Annotated in this window: 15 protein-coding genes and 1 pseudogene; 11 read left to right on the top strand and 5 right to left on the bottom strand. The window is 43.4% G+C overall.

The features are described from left to right. Window positions 1–165: 165 nt before the first annotated feature. Complete coding sequence (locus ACTNB3_RS00560) at window positions 166–1,692, top strand: L-rhamnose isomerase (protein ID WP_441024068.1); 1,527 nt, start codon at window positions 166–168, stop codon at window positions 1,690–1,692. 20 nt (window positions 1,693–1,712) lie between these two features. Continuing rightward, window positions 1,713–2,261: a class II aldolase/adducin family protein gene (locus tag ACTNB3_RS00555; protein WP_441016505.1), complete on the top strand. Its 549-nt coding sequence runs from the start codon at window positions 1,713–1,715 to the stop codon at window positions 2,259–2,261. Here ACTNB3_RS00555 and ACTNB3_RS00550 read toward each other — a convergent pair. Next, window positions 2,190–2,834, bottom strand: coding sequence for a hypothetical protein (locus tag ACTNB3_RS00550; RefSeq protein ID WP_427818944.1), 645 nt, complete (start codon window positions 2,832–2,834; stop codon window positions 2,190–2,192). The genes ACTNB3_RS00555 and ACTNB3_RS00550 overlap by 72 nt on opposite strands. Before the next feature lie 246 nt (window positions 2,835–3,080). Between ACTNB3_RS00550 and ACTNB3_RS00545 the strand changes: the two genes are divergently transcribed. The 3 genes from ACTNB3_RS00545 (at window position 3,081) to ACTNB3_RS00535 (ending at window position 7,477) form a co-directional block, all read left to right on the top strand. Further along, complete coding sequence (locus ACTNB3_RS00545; protein WP_441024066.1) at window positions 3,081–3,860, top strand: lysostaphin resistance A-like protein; 780 nt, start codon at window positions 3,081–3,083, stop codon at window positions 3,858–3,860. A 184-nt stretch (window positions 3,861–4,044) separates the two neighbouring features. Then, window positions 4,045–6,663, top strand: a complete 2,619-nt coding sequence (gene adhE / locus ACTNB3_RS00540) for a bifunctional acetaldehyde-CoA/alcohol dehydrogenase (protein WP_427818946.1) — start codon at window positions 4,045–4,047, stop codon at window positions 6,661–6,663. A gap of 55 nt (window positions 6,664–6,718) precedes the next feature. Further along, entirely contained in the window at window positions 6,719–7,477 is a 759-nt protein-coding gene (locus tag ACTNB3_RS00535) for a phosphotransferase (RefSeq protein ID WP_427808200.1), read from the top strand. A gap of 118 nt (window positions 7,478–7,595) precedes the next feature. Here ACTNB3_RS00535 and ACTNB3_RS00530 read toward each other — a convergent pair whose 3' ends face one another. Both ACTNB3_RS00530 and ACTNB3_RS00525 read right to left on the bottom strand, forming a co-directional pair. Further along, window positions 7,596–7,823: a hypothetical protein gene (locus ACTNB3_RS00530; RefSeq protein ID WP_427818947.1), complete on the bottom strand. Its 228-nt coding sequence runs from the start codon at window positions 7,821–7,823 to the stop codon at window positions 7,596–7,598. 79 nt (window positions 7,824–7,902) lie between these two features. Continuing rightward, window positions 7,903–8,778 (bottom strand): helix-turn-helix domain-containing protein, encoded by an 876-nt coding sequence (locus tag ACTNB3_RS00525; RefSeq protein ID WP_427818948.1) that lies wholly within the window; start codon window positions 8,776–8,778, stop codon window positions 7,903–7,905. Between the two features lie 157 nt (window positions 8,779–8,935). Here ACTNB3_RS00525 and uxuA point away from each other — a divergent pair, with 157 nt between their 5' ends. The 3 genes from uxuA to uxaC are packed head-to-tail and all read left to right on the top strand — an operon-like array spanning window position 8,936 to window position 13,034. Beyond that, window positions 8,936–10,006, top strand: coding sequence for a mannonate dehydratase (gene uxuA, locus ACTNB3_RS00520; RefSeq protein ID WP_427818993.1), 1,071 nt, complete (start codon window positions 8,936–8,938; stop codon window positions 10,004–10,006). Next, the gene (locus tag ACTNB3_RS00515; protein ID WP_441024063.1) at window positions 10,006–11,616 is read left to right on the top strand and encodes a mannitol dehydrogenase family protein; all 1,611 of its coding nucleotides are present in this window, start codon (window positions 10,006–10,008) and stop codon (window positions 11,614–11,616) included. Before uxuA ends, ACTNB3_RS00515 begins: the two co-directional genes overlap by 1 nt. A gap of 17 nt (window positions 11,617–11,633) precedes the next feature. Beyond that, entirely contained in the window at window positions 11,634–13,034 is a 1,401-nt protein-coding gene (uxaC, locus tag ACTNB3_RS00510) for a glucuronate isomerase (RefSeq protein WP_441024061.1), read from the top strand. A 64-nt stretch (window positions 13,035–13,098) separates the two neighbouring features. Here uxaC and ACTNB3_RS00505 read toward each other — a convergent pair whose 3' ends face one another. Beyond that, window positions 13,099–13,860 carry an IclR family transcriptional regulator gene (locus ACTNB3_RS00505; RefSeq protein ID WP_441016482.1) on the bottom strand — a complete coding sequence of 254 codons (762 nt, stop codon included), beginning with the start codon at window positions 13,858–13,860 and terminating at the stop codon, window positions 13,099–13,101. A gap of 355 nt (window positions 13,861–14,215) precedes the next feature. Here ACTNB3_RS00505 and ACTNB3_RS00500 point away from each other — a divergent pair. The 3 genes and pseudogenes from ACTNB3_RS00500 to ACTNB3_RS00490 all read left to right on the top strand — a co-directional run. Further along, window positions 14,216–14,827: pseudogene (locus ACTNB3_RS00500) on the top strand (bifunctional 4-hydroxy-2-oxoglutarate aldolase/2-dehydro-3-deoxy-phosphogluconate aldolase); the annotation flags it as partial. Window positions 14,828–14,860: 33 nt separating this feature from the next. Further along, the gene (locus tag ACTNB3_RS00495) at window positions 14,861–15,886 is read left to right on the top strand and encodes a PfkB family carbohydrate kinase (protein ID WP_441024058.1); all 1,026 of its coding nucleotides are present in this window, start codon (window positions 14,861–14,863) and stop codon (window positions 15,884–15,886) included. A 103-nt stretch (window positions 15,887–15,989) separates the two neighbouring features. Continuing rightward, entirely contained in the window at window positions 15,990–17,015 is a 1,026-nt protein-coding gene (locus tag ACTNB3_RS00490; RefSeq protein ID WP_441024056.1) for a sugar kinase, read from the top strand. On the opposite strand, the gene ACTNB3_RS00485 is transcribed toward ACTNB3_RS00490, so the two are convergent. Beyond that, a complete protein-coding gene (locus tag ACTNB3_RS00485) occupies window positions 16,966–17,505 on the bottom strand; it encodes a methylated-DNA--[protein]-cysteine S-methyltransferase (protein ID WP_441018966.1) in 540 nt (179 codons plus the stop codon). The two genes, ACTNB3_RS00490 and ACTNB3_RS00485, sit on opposite strands and share 50 nt — an antisense overlap. Between the last annotated feature and the right edge of the window lie 122 nt (window positions 17,506–17,627).

The raw sequence follows: 17,627 nt of genomic DNA, 5'->3' as shown, positions 1-17,627 counted from the left end.
AGATAAATAAACAGAATGGGTGACAGACACCGGTTCTGTTTATTTTTTTTGCTTTGCATAATGGAAAATAAGGACAGTTTTTTGGTCAAAACAGAATCTAAAATATCAAAATGATTTTTGATATATTTACCTTAACAGGAAGGGAAAAAGAAAGGAGAAAATGAAATGACCATCCGGGACGGGAAAAAGTTATGGGATGTCCGGAGATTGTTTTCGGAAATTGTGGCAGGAATGAAAAAGTGTAAAGAGATCGGGAAAATTCCGGTAAGTATGTCCATTGATACATGGGCGGTCGATTATGTACTGTTGGATGAAAATGATCAGATCCTTGGAGACACATATGGCTATCGGGACGGTCGGACAACAGGAATGGATACGGAAGTATACAAGACCATTCCGGAGCCGGAATTATATCAGAAGACCGGAATCCAGAAACAGATCTTTAATACCGTTTACCAGCTTATGGCTGTGAAACAGAACACACTGGAACTTTTGGAAAAAGCAAAGACATTTTTGATGCTGCCGGATTATTTCCAGTTCTTATTGACCGGAAATAAATTGTCGGAGTATACGAACGGAACATCGACACAACTTGTGAATCCATTTTATAAACAATGGGATGAAGCTTTCATCCAAAGTCTTGGATATCCTTCTGAGATGTTCCTTCCATTGTCTATGCCGGGAAAGAAAAAAATCAATGTGCATGCATGCTATGCAATTTTTGAAAACGGTGAATTTGCAGACCGTGACAAACTGGAACCAAAGCATTTCCAGAAATGGGTTGATTTCGCAAAAGAGAGAGGAATGGGATTGGACTTTAACCCGACATTTTTCTCACATGATAAGGTGAAAGACGGTCTGACGCTGTCCAGTCCGGATGAAGAGACGAGAAGATTCTGGATCGAGCATGGAAAAGCATGCGTACGTATTTCCTCTTACTTTGCTGAGCAGACAGGAATCCCATGTGTTATGAATATCTGGACAGGCGATGGATACAAGGATATCCCAGCGGACCGTATGGGACCGAGAGTGCGCTATAAAGAATCAATTGATGAGATCCTTTCTGAACCATACGATCCAAAGATGTTAAAACCATGTGTAGAGTCTAAGGTGTTTGATATCGGAGTCGAGGCTTATACGGTGGGATCCGCAGAATATGCACTCAGCTATGCAGCGGCAAATATTGATAAATGCCTGCCGCTTATGGATAACGGACATTATCATCCGACAGAAGTTGTCTCAGATAAAATTCCGGCATTACTTACATTTTTCCCGGAGATTGCTTTGCATGTGACACGGCCGATTCGCTGGGATTCCGACCATGTGGTTCTGTTTGATGATGAGACAAAAGAAATCGCAAAAGAAATTGTCCGCTGCGAAAGAGGTATAGAACGTACTTATATCGCACTGGATTACTTTGATGCATCCATTAACCGTATTTCTGCATGGGTAACCGGATTCAGAAGTTTCCAGAAAGTACTCTTAAATGCCCTTTGCACACCAAACGAGATGCTTAAAGAACTTCAGGATACGAATCAGATGTCTAAGAAAATGGTGCTCCAGGAAGAAATCAAGACACTTCCGCTGGGAGATGTCTGGGAAGAATACTGCAGAAGATGTGGTGTGGCAGCTGAAGGCTGGTTTGAAGAAGTAGAAAAATACGAAGCAGAAGTACTCAGCAAGAGAAACTAAATTTGGAAGGAGAAAAGATTATGAGTATTATGGATGTAAAATTTGTACAGGGATTTATTCGTATGTGTAATGACGGATGGGAGCAGGGATGGCATGAGAGAAATGGCGGAAACCTGTCTTACCGCATGAAAGAGGAAGAGGTTGAAGAAGTAAAAGAATATCTCAGTCTTGACGGAGAATGGAAAGAAATCGGAACTTCTGTGCCTGAATTGGCAGGAGAATTCTTCATGGTAACAGGAAGCGGAAAATATTTCCGCAACGTCATCCTGGATCCGGAAGACAGCATCTGTATCATAGAATTGGATGAAAAAGGTGAAAATTACAGAATCTGCTGGGGCCTGGTAAACGGAGGAAGACCGACCAGTGAACTGCCTAGCCATCTTATGAATCATGAAGTGAAAAAGTTGGCAACCAATGGTGCGCACAGAGTCATTTACCATGCACATACAACGAACGTCATTGCACTTACCCTAAAGATAAAAAAGCTTTCCGGCAATTCAGTTCAAAATAACTTTCTCGCCGGTTGTTCCAAAATAACAGCATCCCTGATAGAGGTCATTTTCATATAATCTGACAAGAATCGTCCGCATCCGCAAATCGAGCCGGTGGTAGACGACGGAGCTTACCCAGGGAAGACCGAGGATATACTCTCTTTGATTTTCCTCCAGAACCTTGAGAGAGTCTGAGAATCCTGCAGGATCTTTCAAAAGCCGCAGACCGAAATCGCAGGATGCATAGGCATCTTCAGAATTTGCAGCATATTTTGCGGAAAGTAAGTCGGAAAGTGGACCATGTGTATCGGGATCATAAGTATAGGTAGTCCAATGAATCTCCGGCAGCGTAGCTTCACTGACAATAACCTGACGGAAGCTGGTTCTTCCGTAGCTGTCCCTATCCTGAATGTAGGAGATTTTTTTGTGAATGCCTGCATTTCCGGGCTCTTCCAGAAGAAGTATGCGGTTGTCCAGCATCGATTCCCATACGATTCGCTGAATGCGTTCATAAGGTGTGGGAAAATTAAGCTTTTTGGATATCTGGGGGACGGTATATCCGTGCCCGGCCAGATGGCGGATGGCACCGTCGCTTGCTACTTCAAATGTAAAATTGGATAGTGCTTTTTGAAAATAATTTTCTTTGGACATAGACAGCCCCCTGATTCTTAAATAGACTGTATGATGAATTCATTTCAGTGGTGCTTTGTATTATGATACAGTATAACATTTGCGGGAGGTACAGTCAATGTTCCCGCGGGTGGAATCCATAAGAATCAGGGGATACGACTGTATAGAAATTGGCGTTGTACGAGTGAAAAAAAGGTGATAAAATAACGGATAATATGAACCGTTATATGACGGGATACCGAGGAAGTATGAAAGGAGACTTGGCGTGTGAAGAATAGGAAATATAAATCATGGAAGCAGAGGGTGACGGCGTTTGTATTGGGATTTCTGGTATTGCCGGCAGTACTGATGCTTCAGTCGCTGATGAATATCATGTCATATCAGATTCTGGGAACAGCTCCGACACTTGCAGTTAATGCAGTGCCGATCACATTGATCTTGATCATGCTGATCGGAATCTGGTATCGGTTCGAGACAGGATACCGGTTTTCCCCGGTGCAGGATGTAGGGAAAGTTCGAAGAGCACCGCTTTACCTGGCGGCAGTCGGAATAGGGGTCCAGGGAATCAGCAGTCTTATGATGATTGCCATACAAATTCTGCTTCCAAAGGCGTTGGAAGATTATGAACAATTGCTCGGAAATTCGGGAATGGGAACGATGTCTCTTGCGATTATATTTTATACAGTTCTTCTGGCTCCGATTGTGGAGGAACTGATTTTCCGCGGACTGATCCACCATTATTTTGAAAAAGCAGGATTGGCGTTCTGGATCGCGAATCTTTTGCAGGCGATACTGTTCGGTATTTACCATCTGAATCTGGCGCAGGGAATCTGTGCCGGAGTTATCGGAGTATTGATCGGTTATGTGGTAAGAAAATATGACACATTGGCGGCGGGGATTGCACTTCATATTGTTTTTAATATGTGGGGATATGGACTTATGCTCTTTTCTGTTCCGGACAGTCTGGGTAGAATCCTTCTTATTCTGGAGCTGATCCTTGCCGGATACGGGCTGTGGGGAATAATGCAGATACAAAAAGAATGGTAAATATGCTGTGTGTTTTATGCGATTTTGGCGTTTGATTATGCATAATGTTGAAATCGTTATTTATTTAACAATTTGTGTTGACAAAAGAAATAGAATCCAATATAATAGCATTATAAAGATTGTTAATTAATTAACAATAAGCAAACTACTATGATTCCATTATTTCATTACAGGAGGATTCAAAATGGCAAATCAGGAAACCAACATCCCAACCATAATCGACAACCCGGAAGCGCTGGAAGCGAAAATGAAAGCGATGAAGGAAGCACAGAAAGTCTTTGCTACTTATACACAGGAGCAGGTAGACAAGATTTTCAAGGCTGCGGCTACAGCAGCAGATAAGGCCCGTATCCCACTTGCAAAAATGGCAGTTGCAGAGACCGGAATGGGTATCGTAGAAGACAAAGTAATCAAGAATCATTATGCATCAGAGTATATTTACAACGCTTATAAAAATACAAAGACCTGCGGTGTGATCGAAGAAGATCCGGTATACGGAATTAAAAAGATTGCAGAACCGATCGGACTTGTTGCCGCAGTTATTCCTACTACTAACCCTACTTCGACAGCGATTTTTAAGACATTGATCGCATTGAAGACAAGAAATGCAATCATCATCAGCCCACATCCGCGTGCAAAAGTGTCTACGATTGCTGCGGCAAAACTCGTTCTGGAAGCAGCAGTAAAAGCAGGTGCACCGGAAGGAATCATCGGTTGGATCGATGTTCCGAGTCTGGAGCTGACCAATATGGTTATGCAGGATGCTGATATTATTCTTGCCACAGGTGGCCCGGGAATGGTTAAGGCTGCGTACTCTTCAGGAAAACCGGCACTTGGTGTCGGAGCAGGAAACACTCCGGTTATCATTGATGAGACAGCAGATATCCGCCTGGCAGTGAACTCCATCATCCATTCCAAAACATTTGACAATGGTATGATCTGTGCTTCTGAGCAGTCAGTTACGGTACTGGAAAGTGTTTACAAACAGGTCAGAGATGAATTTGAATACAGAGGATGCTATTTCCTGAAAGGTGATGAGATTGAGAAGGTAAGAAAAACAATTCTCATCAACGGCGCACTGAATGCGAAGATTGTTGGTCAGAAAGCAGCTACAATTGCTGCGATGGCTGGCGTAACTGTTCCGGAAGAGACGAAGATCTTGATCGGTGAAGTGGAATCTGTAGATATCAGTGAAGAATTTGCTCATGAGAAACTTTCTCCGGTACTTGCGATGTACAAAGCAAAAACATTTGACGAAGCACTTGCCAAAGCTGAACAGCTTGTTGCAGACGGCGGATATGGACATACTTCTTCTCTGTACATTAATACGAATGAAAAAGAAAAAATGGCAAAACATGCAGCAGCAATGAAAACTTGCCGTATCCTTGTCAACACACCATCTTCACAGGGTGGTATCGGCGATCTTTACAACTTTAAACTGGCTCCATCTTTGACACTTGGATGTGGTTCATGGGGCGGAAACTCCGTTTCTGAAAACGTTGGAGTAAAACACTTAATCAATGTCAAGACCGTTGCTGAAAGGAGAGAAAACATGCTCTGGATGAGAACACCTGAAAAAGTATATTTCAAGAAAGGATGTATGCCGGTTGCACTGGATGAACTCGGAACCGTTATGGGCAAGAAACGCTGCTTCATCGTAACAGACTCTTTCCTTTACAAAAACGGATATACAAAACAGATTGAAGATAAATTAGACCAGATGGGAATTGTTCATACATGCTTCTCTGATGTAGAACCGGATCCGTCCCTTGCATCTGCTAAAGCCGGTGCTGCAGCAATGCGTGCATTTGAGCCGGACTGCATTATTGCACTTGGTGGTGGTTCTGCTATGGATGCCGGAAAAGTTATGTGGGTTCTTTATGAAAATCCGGATGCAGACTTCGACGATATGGCAATGGACTTCATGGACATCCGCAAGAGAATCTACACCTTCCCGAAGATGGGTAAAAAAGCATATTTCGTTGCGATCCCGACTTCTTCAGGTACCGGTTCAGAAGTAACACCATTTGCAATCATCACAGATAAAGAGACCGGAATCAAATGGCCGCTTGCTGACTACGAACTGATGCCGAACATGGCAATCGTTGACACAGACAATATGATGAGTGCTCCGAAAGGACTTACCTGTGCGTCAGGTATCGACGTAATGACACATGCAATCGAAGCTTATGTTTCTATTATGGCTTCCGATTATACAGACAGCCTTGCACTGAAGGCAATCAAGCTCGTGTTTGATTACCTGCCGCGCGCATACAAAGACGGAAATGATGTGGAAGCAAGAGATCATATGGCAAATGCATCCTGCATGGCCGGTATGGCATTTGCAAATGCATTCCTTGGTGTAAACCACTCACTTGCTCACAAATTAGGTGCATTCCATCACCTGCCGCATGGTATTGCAAATGCGCTGGTACTTACAGAAGTAATGCGTTATAATAGTGCTGAGGTACCGACAAAGATGGGTACATTCTCTCAGTATCAGTATCCGCACACACTGGCGCGTTATGCTGAAATCGGACGTTTTGTAGGTCTGACCGGAAAGAACGATCAGGAAGTATTTGAAAAACTTCTTGCTAAACTGGAAGACCTGATGAGAACGATCGAGATCAAACCGACGATCAAGGATTACGGTGTAGATGAGAAATATTTCCTGGATACTCTGGATGACATGGTAGAGCAGGCATTTAACGACCAGTGTACAGGTGCGAACCCGAGATACCCGCTGATGTCAGAGCTGAAAGAAATCTATCTGAAAGCTTACTATGGTACAGAAAACAAATAGGTAAATGCAGATATTTTTAGACGTATAAATCAGTTTAAAAGAAAGGATGTCTACCATGAATGTAATGAATAAAGATGTAGTTGTAACCCGTCCGTATAAGGTTGTTTATAGAGAAGGGGATCAGATCATAAAAGTGTTCACACCGGAACACGGAAAAGCAAATGTATTTAACGAAGCTCTGTGCCAGGCACGTGTGGAAGAAAGCGGACTGAACATTCCAAAGGTTCTGGAAGTAACCCAGATTGACGGAGAGTGGGCTCTTAAGATTGAATATGTAGAAGGAAAGACCATGGAAGAGATCATGGAAAATGATCCGGTCAATATGGAAAAATACATGGAGCAGTTTGTGGATCTTCAGCTTACCATGCATGCAAAAAAAGCTCCGCGTCTGACGCTTCAGAAGGATAAATTCGCACGTAAGATTGAAACTCTGAAAGAAACTGTTGATGCTACAACACGTTATGAGCTTCAGACCAGACTGGATTCTATGCCGAAGCATACCAAGCTCTGCCACGGCGATTTTAACCCGAGCAACGTAATTGTAGCAGAAGACGGAACCATGACCATCGTAGACTGGTCACATGCTACACAGGGAAATGCAAGTGGGGATGCTGCGATCACGTATCTGCAGTTTGCATTAAAGAATCAGAAACTTGCAGATCTGTATCTGGATCTGTTCTGCAAGAAGAGCGATACAGCAAAACAGTATGTACAGAAATGGCTTCCGATTGCGGCAGCAGTACAGCTTACGAAGGGAATTGAAGAAGAGAAAGCATTCCTTTCAAGATGGATCGATGTAATTGACTTCCAGTAGGAATTATTATTATATCAAAATAACGCTCAGACCATATGGTCTGGGCGTTTTTTTATAATGTAGAGAGGGAAATTCAAGTACGCCTCGGCTGCCTTCTTTGGAGTATTATATTTCTAAATCAGGATTGTAACTGCCGGAGCATCTGGAGCATTTCCAGATCTTCGGCAGTTACTTTCAGGTTGGAAGCAAAGCTCTTACCGTCAGGGCAGGTGACCTGGATTTCCAGGATCGTACCCTCCTGGATGGCATTTTGGGATACGGCTTTTATAAAATTCGGAAACTTTGGATGACGGGCAGTGAACTCGTTCCAGAGTTTTTTAATTTGAAATAAATTCATAGGATTCATATGATTCATACTCCTTTAAACTGGTTTCATGTAATTTGCAGGATAAAGTATAGCACGGCTGAAAAAAGCTTACAACGAATTAATCATATTTTGTCAGCTGTTTTTCTCGATAGTCTTTCGGGGAGATTCCGTATTCTTTCTTAAATGCCCGGAAAAAGCTGGAGTAGTCCCCGAATCCGTAAGCCTGATAAACTTCAGAAATATTAGCATTTCCAAGGATGGCTTCCTTGCAGAGGGCAAGCCTTTTTTTCGTGATATACTGGTGGATCGACATGCCGATCCTGTCTTTGAAAACATGTGCGATATGATATTTACTTACATAAAATTCCTCAGCCAGCTTTTCAAGAGGCAGATCCTCATCCAGATGCTCTTCGATGTAGGATGTGAGCTGCCGGTAAAGATCCTGCTCTTCACCCGGTGAGCTAGGAACATTTCTCGCATAGATCAGACGGTTGAGAAAAAGCACCAGATCGTTGACGCACAAAGTAATCTGCGCAGCACGGCCGAACCGTTCGGAGTGCATTTCTTCGATCAGCCTGAGAATCAGCGACTGAATGGTGTTGAATGTAATCCGGTCGTTGTGGAAAAGATAAGTTTTGGAAGTTTCAACATATTGCATCAGATAGACATAGTCTGGTGAAAGCTGCAGCAGATGGCTGCAGTATTCCTGGCTGATCCAGAACACAAACCGCCGATAAGGGACTTCGTGACTGTGGATGATCGGCTTGTGCGGAATGTGAGGCGGCATCAGCATAATATCGCCATATTTGATGGGAAATGTTTCCTGACCGATCTGGATACTGACATCTCCTTCCAGGAAAAAATAGAATTCATAATAATCGTGTGAGTGCAGGGCTACTTTTTCCAGGTTCTGGTCATTATAATAATAGATTTCAAAATCCTGTGCTACCATATACTGCCTGGTACTGAAAGCGGTCTGTAAATTCTTTCTCATGACAGTCTCCTTTCCGAATGAGAAGTACTGTATTTAGTCTAACATGAAACCGCAATTTTTGCAATGTATAGGGCAACCTCATCAATGGTATTTTGCATGGGAAAATAATAGAATCAACAAGTAAAACATCGATTCAGAAAAGGAAGGTATGAAAATTATGGAAATGACACTGAGATGGTACGGAAGCAAATTTGACACGGTTACGCTTCAGCAGATCCGCCAGATTCCGGGCGTTACGGGCGTAATCACGACGCTTTACGATACGGCACCGGGGGAAGTGTGGAGCCGTGAGAGAATCCGTGCGATGAAAGAAGAAGTGGAAGCGGCCGGCCTTCATATTGCAGGAATTGAAAGTGTAAATATTCATGATGCAATTAAAACAGGCGCGCCGGAAAGAGACCAGTACATTGCAAATTATATCGAGACATTGGAGAATCTCGGAAAAGAAGATCTTCATCTGGTATGTTACAACTTTATGCCGGTATTTGACTGGACCAGAACCGAACTCGCAAGAGTACGTCCGGATGGTTCTACCGTGCTTGCCTACACACAGGAAGCAGTAGATGCACTGGATCCGGAGAAGATGTTTGAATCCATCGCAGGTGATATGAACGGAACTGTAATGCCGGGATGGGAACCGGAGAGAATGGAACAAGTGAAAGAGCTGTTCGAACTTTACATGGATGTAGACGATGAGAAATTATTTGAAAACCTGAAATATTTCCTGGAAAAGATTATGCCGGTGTGTGACAAATACGATATCAATATGGCAATTCATCCGGACGATCCGGCATGGAGTGTGTTCGGCCTTCCGCGTATCATCATCAACAAGAAGAATATCCTTCGCATGATGGAAATGGTGGACAATCCGCACAATGGCGTAACCTTCTGCTCAGGTTCTTACGGAACCAACCTTGAGAATGATCTGCCGGATATGATCCGCTCTCTGAAAGGAAAAATTCATTTTGCGCATGTCCGCAATCTGAAATTCATCACTCCGACCAACTTTGAAGAAGCGGCTCATCTTTCAAGCGACGGAACATTTGACATGTACGAAATCATGAAAGCTCTCTACGATATCGGATTTGAAGGACCGATCCGCCCGGATCACGGACGTATGATCTGGGATGAAGTGGCAATGCCGGGATACGGACTCTATGACCGTGCACTTGGAGCAACATATTTGAATGGTTTATGGGAAGCAATCGAGAAAGGGGCAAGAAAATAATGAAATTAAGTACAAACGGACTTGTAAATAGAAACGAATGGGAAGAAAAAGGATATGCCCTTCCGAAGTTTGATCGTGAAAAAGTAGCGAAAGCAACAAAGGAAAATCCATTCTGGATCCATTTTGGAGCAGGAAACATTTTCCGTGCGTTCCAGGCAAATGTGGTTCAGAATCTGTTAAATGAAGGGGTACTTGACCGCGGACTTATCGTGGCAGAAGGTTTTGACTACGAAATTGTTGAAAAAATGAACCGCCCGCATGACGATTACAGCATCCTTGTTACACTGAAGGCTGACGGAAATGTGGATAAGACAGTGGTCGGAAGTGTAGTAGAGTCCCGCATACTGGATTCTGAAAATACTGCTGAGTATGAGCGCCTGAAAGAAATCTTCCGCAAAGATTCCCTTCAGATGGTTTCTTTCACAATTACAGAGAATGGATACAGCCTTGTAAACGGAAAAGGAGAAATGCTTACGGCAGTTGTAGAAGATTTTGAAAAAGGACCGGAAAAACCGATGAGCTATATCGGAAAAGTTGCATCTCTTCTGTACACCCGTTATCAGGCGGGTGAGAAACCGGTCGCTATGGTCAGCATGGATAACTGCTCTCACAACGGCGACAAGCTGTATGCGGCAGTCAATGCATTTGCAGAAGCGTGGACCAAAAACGGACTGGCAGAAGAGGGGTTCCTTGCGTATGTGAATTCAAAAGAGAAGGTAACCTTCCCGTGGTCCATGATCGATAAAATCACACCGAGACCGGATGCTTCTGTAGTAGAAATTCTGAAGAATGACGGTGTTGAGGAGTTGGATCCGGTCATCACTTCCAAGAACACGTATGTGGCACCTTTTGTAAATGCAGAAGAATGTGAATATCTGGTCATCGAAGATGCATTCCCGAACGGAAGACCGGAGCTTGAAAAAGGCGGTCTGATGTTTACCGAGAGAGAGACCGTTGATAAAGTAGAAAAGATGAAAGTCTGCACCTGTCTGAATCCGCTCCATACAGCACTTGCTGTTTACGGATGTGTGCTCGGTTATCAGAAGATTTCAGATGAAATGAAAGATGAAGAGCTTAAGAAACTGGTTGAGACCGTCGGATATGTAGAAGGTCTTCCGGTTGTTGTAAATCCGGGCGTCCTCGATCCGAAGGAGTTTATTGACACCGTACTGAATGTGCGTATTCCGAACCCGTTTATGCCGGATACTCCGCAGAGAATTGCAACCGACACTTCTCAGAAGCTGGCAATCCGTTTTGGAGAGACGATCAAGGCTTATCAGGCATCTGATGAACTGGATGTGAAATCTCTGAAGTTGATCCCGCTGGTATTTGCAGGATGGCTTCGTTACCTGATGGCGGTAGATGATGAAGGAAATAAATTTGAACTCAGCCCGGATCCGCTTCTGGATACCGTATGCCCATTTGTTGCGGGACTGGAACTGAAAGAAGATCAGGATGTAGAAGCGAAAGTTGCACCGGTACTGAGGATGAAACAGATCTTTGGCGTGGATCTCTACGAAGCAGGTCTTGCAGATATGGTTGTCGGATATCTGAAGGAACTGACAGCGGGCAAGGGAGCGGTACGTGCGACTTTGAAAAAATATGTGTAAGGGCAGGTGCAAATAGTATGAAAGCATTTATGGATAAAGATTTCCTACTTGAGACAGAAACAGCACAGAAATTATATCATGAATATGCGGCGAATATGCCGATTCTCGATTATCACTGCCATATTAATCCGCAGGAGATCGCCGAGGACAGAAAGTTTGAGAATATCACACAGGTCTGGTTGGGAGCGGATCATTATAAATGGCGTCAGATGCGCTCCAACGGTGTGGAAGAAAAATATATTACCGGTGATGCTTCTGACCGCGAGAAATTCCAGAAATGGGCGGAAACACTGGAGAGAGCAATCGGTAATCCGCTCTATCACTGGAGTCATCTGGAACTTCAGAGATATTTTGGATATTATGGTGCCCTGAATGGTGAGACGGCTGAAGAAGTATGGAATCTCTGCAACGCAAAGCTTCAGGAAGACGGCATGAGCGCGAGAAATCTGATCCGTCAGTCGAATGTAACACTGGTATGTACGACCGACGATCCGGTAGATTCACTGGAATGGCATGAGAAAATTGCGGCAGATGAGAGTTTCGAAGTACGGGTACTGCCTGCATGGAGACCGGATAAAGCGATGAATCTGGAAAAAACGGATTATCTGGAATATCTGAAAAAACTTGAAGTAGTAAGCGGCGTGAAGATTGATAGTTTTGCATCTTTGATCGAAGCACTAAGAATCCGTATGGATTATTTCGCAGAGCACGGATGCTCCGTATCGGATCACGGTCTGGAATATGTGATGTATGCTCCTGCATCGGAAGAAGAAATCGAAGCAATTTTTGCGAAAAGACTTCGCGGGGAAGCAGTCAGCCGTGCAGATGAACTTCAGTTTAAGACCGCATATATGGTGGCACTCGGAAGAGAGTACCATAAGAAAAACTGGGCTATGCAGCTTCATTATGGAGTGAAACGTGACAATAACGGAATGATCTTCGGAAAACTGGGACCGGATGCAGGAATCGACTGCATCAATAACTATGCTCCGTCTTCTGAAATGGCAGATTATCTGAATGCACTTGCCATTACAGATGAATTACCGAAGACAATCCTGTATTCCTTAAATCCGACAGACAACGCAACAATCGGAACAATCATTGGATGCTTCCAAAGCGAAGAGGCCCGCGGAAAAATCCAGCAGGGAAGCGCCTGGTGGTTCAATGATAATAAGCAGGGAATGATCGAGCAGATGACATCACTGGCAAATCTTGGACTTTTAGGGAACTTTATTGGCATGCTTACGGATTCCAGAAGTTTTCTGTCTTATACCAGACATGAATACTTCAGGAGAATTATGTGCAATTTGATCGGAGGCTGGGTAGAGAACGGAGAATACCCGGCAGACGAAAAAGTACTGGGACGCATGGTACAGGATATTTCTTATAATAATGCAGTAAGATATTTTGGGTTTTAGCTAATGACAGGGGGACAGATTCCTTGACTCACACGCATGTGAGTCAAGGAATCTGTCCCCCAATCTATTGCCCCATTTCCTGTAGAATTCGTTTTTTTGTATCTAAGATCATTGGTTTGAATCTTTTTAAATCTTCGTCCGTCATCCGGTCTTTTGGTGCAGATATGCTGATCGCATATTTGGGTTTACCATGAAAACTTCTGAGGGAGACTGCGATACATCTTACACCCAATTCATTTTCTTCATTATCCAGAGAATACCCGCATTTACGGATTTCCTGAATCAAATGCATAAATTTATTGAAATCGGTAATGGTATATTCTGTCAGTTTGTGAATATCACTTTGTTCCCAGATACTCTTTATTTTCTCGTCTGACATATCGGCCAGCAATGCTTTGCCAACTCCGGAAGAGAAAAGAGGGATTGTTTTCCCAATCATAGAAACAAGGCGTACAACATTCTGGGAAGCTTCCACTTTATCAATATAAACAGCGTTCATGCCGTCGATTTCCACAAGATGTACTGTCTCACCGGTCTGCTCTGCAAGTGACTTGATATAAGGATGTGCCAGATCGATAATATTGTTCTGAGAAAGGACCTGGTTAGCAATTCCGCAGAACTTAAAACTAAGGCTGTATTTTAAAGTTTCAGGATCCTGTTTTACATAATTCATGCAAATCAGTGAGTTCAAGATGCGATGAACCGTTGTTTTGTTCAGATTTAACCCTTTGCTCAGTTCCAGAAGTCCCATGGGGCCGTATTGCGCTAGGTATTCTATAGTATTGAAGATACGTTCTGATACCTGGATAGGATTCTTTTCTTCCATGAAAGATTCACTCCGTTTCTTGTACTTGGGGTGCTGCATATTCTGCGCATCAAATTGTACTAAGTGGAATTGTAGCACGATTGTCAGGGAGAGTAAACAGGAAAATATCGTATTTTTTTTGAAATGTTTTTTGGGAAAAATCTGAAAATCCTGGAATGGACTGAAACGAAAAAAAATTGAATAAAAAGTGCTGTTAACGCTTGACAATAGGAAGAAAGAGAGTATAATCATAGACACGAAAAGTTCATATTATGAAATTGAATTTCATAATATGAAACATAGGCCGAAAGAATATAAATGGGAATAGGTCAATCTGGAAGGCAACAAGAATCGAAGTAAGAAAAGGAGAATCAAGATGAATGAAGTATTAGAAAAAATTCAGGAAATCGGTATCGTACCGGTCGTAGTACTTGACGATGCCAAAGATGCAGCACCACTTGCGAAAGCATTATGTGAAGGCGGACTTCCATGCGCAGAGGTTACATTCCGTACCGCAGCAGCAGAAGAGTCCATCCGTATTATGAGTGAGCAGTTTCCGGAAATGCTGGTAGGCGCAGGCACTGTGCTTACAACAGAGCAGGTTGACCGTGCAGTTGCAGCAGGAGCGAAATTTATCGTAAGCCCTGGAATGAATCCGAGAATCGTTAAATATTGTGTAGAAAAAGGAATTCTGATCACTCCGGGATGTGCGAATCCAAGTGATATCGAACAGGCTCTGGAAAATGGACTTGATGTTGTAAAATTCTTCCCGGCAGAACCGGCAGGCGGTCTTAAGATGATCAAAGCTATGGCAGCTCCGTATGTAGGAGTGAAATTCATGCCGACCGGCGGAATCAACCAGAACAACGTAAGAGATTACCTTGCATACGACAGAATTCTTGCCTGTGGCGGAAGCTGGATGGTAAAGGGAGATTTGGTAGCGGCAGGAGAATTTGACAAGATTAAAGAACTGGCAGCAGAAGCAGTAGAAATCGTAAAAGAAAGCAGAGGGAAATAAGAGATGAGTAAGAAAGTTATCACATTTGGAGAATTAATGTTAAGACTGGCACCGGAAGGATATTATCGTTTTGTACAGGCTGACAAGCTTGGCGCAACATTCGGAGGCGGAGAAGCAAACGTAGCTGTTTCCCTTGCAAACTATGGATTTGACGCAGCATTTGTTTCAAAACTGCCGACTCACGAGATTGGACAGGCAGCGGTAAACTCACTTAGAAGATACGGTGTAGATACATCTTACATCGCACGCGGCGGAGATCGTGTAGGAATCTACTATCTTGAAAAAGGTGCTTCTCAGAGACCTTCCAAAGTTATTTATGACCGCGCAGGTTCTTCTATTTATACAGCTTCTCCGGAAGATTTTGACTGGAAGAAGATTTTCGAAGGTGCAGAATGGTTCCATTTCACAGGCATTACACCGGCACTGAACGACGGTGTGGCAGCAATCTGCCTGGAAGCATGCAAAGCAGCGAAAGAAATGGGCGTGAAAGTTTCCTGCGACCTGAACTACAGAAATAAACTGTGGAACAAAGCAAAAGCAGGCGAAGTTATGGGCGAGCTTTGCAAATATGTTGATGTATGTATCGCAAATGAAGAAGATGCGGCAGATGTATTTGGAATTAAAGCAGCAAATACAGACGTAACAGCAGGTACTGTAAACCATGAAGGTTACAAGGATGTTGCAAAACAGCTTGCTGACCGCTTCGGATTCGAGAAGGTAGCAATCACACTTCGTGAGTCTGTCTCTGCAAACGACAACAACTGGTCCGCTATGTTATACGACGGAACAGATTACTATTTCAGCAAAAAGTACAAGATGCATATCGTTGACCGTGTAGGCGGCGGAGACAGCTTCGGAGGCGGTCTGATCGCAGCATGCCTGAGCGGATACGATGCACAGGCAACGATCGAATTTGCAGTTGCAGCATCTTGTCTGAAACACTCCATCGAGGGTGATTACAATATGGTCTCAATGGACGAAGTTGCCAAATTAGCCGGAGGAGATGCTTCCGGACGTGTCCAGAGATAATATAAACCCATTTTTGTCATGATTTGAAAAGGGGCGTATCTTTGAAAGAGGATACGCCCTTTTTCAAAAAGGAAGAGTATGGAAAAGTGAAGGAGAGCGCGTTATGGAGAAAAAAGAATTTGATTTATTATCTTTAGGGGAAATATTACTGAGACTGTCACCGCCGAATAATGAGAGAATTGTGCGTGGCGATATGTTTGAGAAACAGGTAGGAGGTGCGGAACTGAATGTGGCTTCCGGTGTGTCACTTCTCGGACTCCGTTCCGGAATCATTTCCAGAATTCCGGAAAGTAGTATCGGACTATTTGCAAAGAATAAGATTCGTTTCTGCGGAGTCAGTGATGATTACCTGGTTTACGATGACAGCCGCGATGCAAGACTTGGAGTGTATTATTATGAAAATGGCGCATATCCAAGAAAGCCGGGCGTTGTATATGACAGACAGCATTCCTCTATGACAAGACTGGATATCAATGAATTTGACGAAAAAATCTTCCGCTCGACCAGATGCTTCCACACCTCAGGTATTACACTGGCACTCAGCGATGCATGCCGCAAAACAGGAGTAGAGATGATCCGCCGCTTCAAAGAAGCAGGTGCACTGATCTCATTTGATGTGAATTTCCGACTGAATCTCTGGTCCGGAGAAGAAGCAAGAAAATGCATTGAAGGAATTCTTCCGTATGTAGATATTTTCTTCTGCTCAGAAGATACAGCCAGACTAACTTTCGGAAAAGAAGGCAATCTATATGAAATCATGAAGAGTTTCGCAAAAGAATACCCGATTTCAGTCATGGCATCTACCCAGAGAACAGTACACAGTCCGAAGGTACATAGCTTTTCCTCCGTAATCTATGACGCGAAAGCCGATAAATTCTATGAAGAAAAACCATACGAAAATATCGAAGTCGTTGACCGGATCGGAAGCGGAGACGCATATTGCTCCGGTGCACTGTACGGCCTTCTGATGGAAGGCGGATGTTGCGAAAACGCATTAAAATACGGCAATGCATACAGTGCTGCGAAGAATACAATTCCGGGGGATATGCCGTCACTTAACAGGGATGAGATTGAAAATATTATACGGGATCATAATACGATGGGGTATCATAGTGAGATGAACCGGTAGGTTGTCTGCAGGGACGCTGCTTTTGTCCCTCCAGCTCAAGCAAGGCTTTTTTCACATCCAATCCTCCGCCATAACCAACCAGTTTCCCGTTTTTCCCGATTACGCGGTGGCAGGGAATGAGAATCATGATCGGATTTCGGTTGTTTGCCATTCCGACTGCTCGGCATCCTTTGGGATTGCCAACGGCGATGGCAATCTCTTCGTATGATCTGGTTTCACCGTAAGGAATGGTAAGGAGTGCATCCCAGACTTTGCGTTGAAAATCAGTTCCTTTGGGGGCGAGCGGAAGGGTAAAATTCGTTCGTTTTCCATCCAGATATTCCAGAATCTGTTTTTCTGTTTCATATGCCAAATCAGGAAGATTTGTATTACTTTTAGAAAATATTTTGGAGTTTAGACTCAGCATGACAATAGAAGATGCTGTACAGCCGACGGTCATATCTCCAAGTCGGGTATAAAATGTATAATAAAATGTGGTCTCTTTTTCCATGTGGAATGCTCCTTTCTCAGAATCGGTATTGCTTCTTAGAATAACAGATTTTTCCTGAATTGATGAAATCAAAAACCTGTGCTATGATTAAGTATATCAGAAAAATATTATGAGGTGAAGCA

This window comes from Bariatricus sp. HCP28S3_D3 (assembly GCF_052065755.1).
Classification (GTDB): Bacteria; Bacillota; Clostridia; order Lachnospirales; family Lachnospiraceae; genus Allocoprococcus.
Note: the sequence above shows the minus strand (reverse complement) of the source record. Positions and strands in the feature narration are given on the sequence as shown.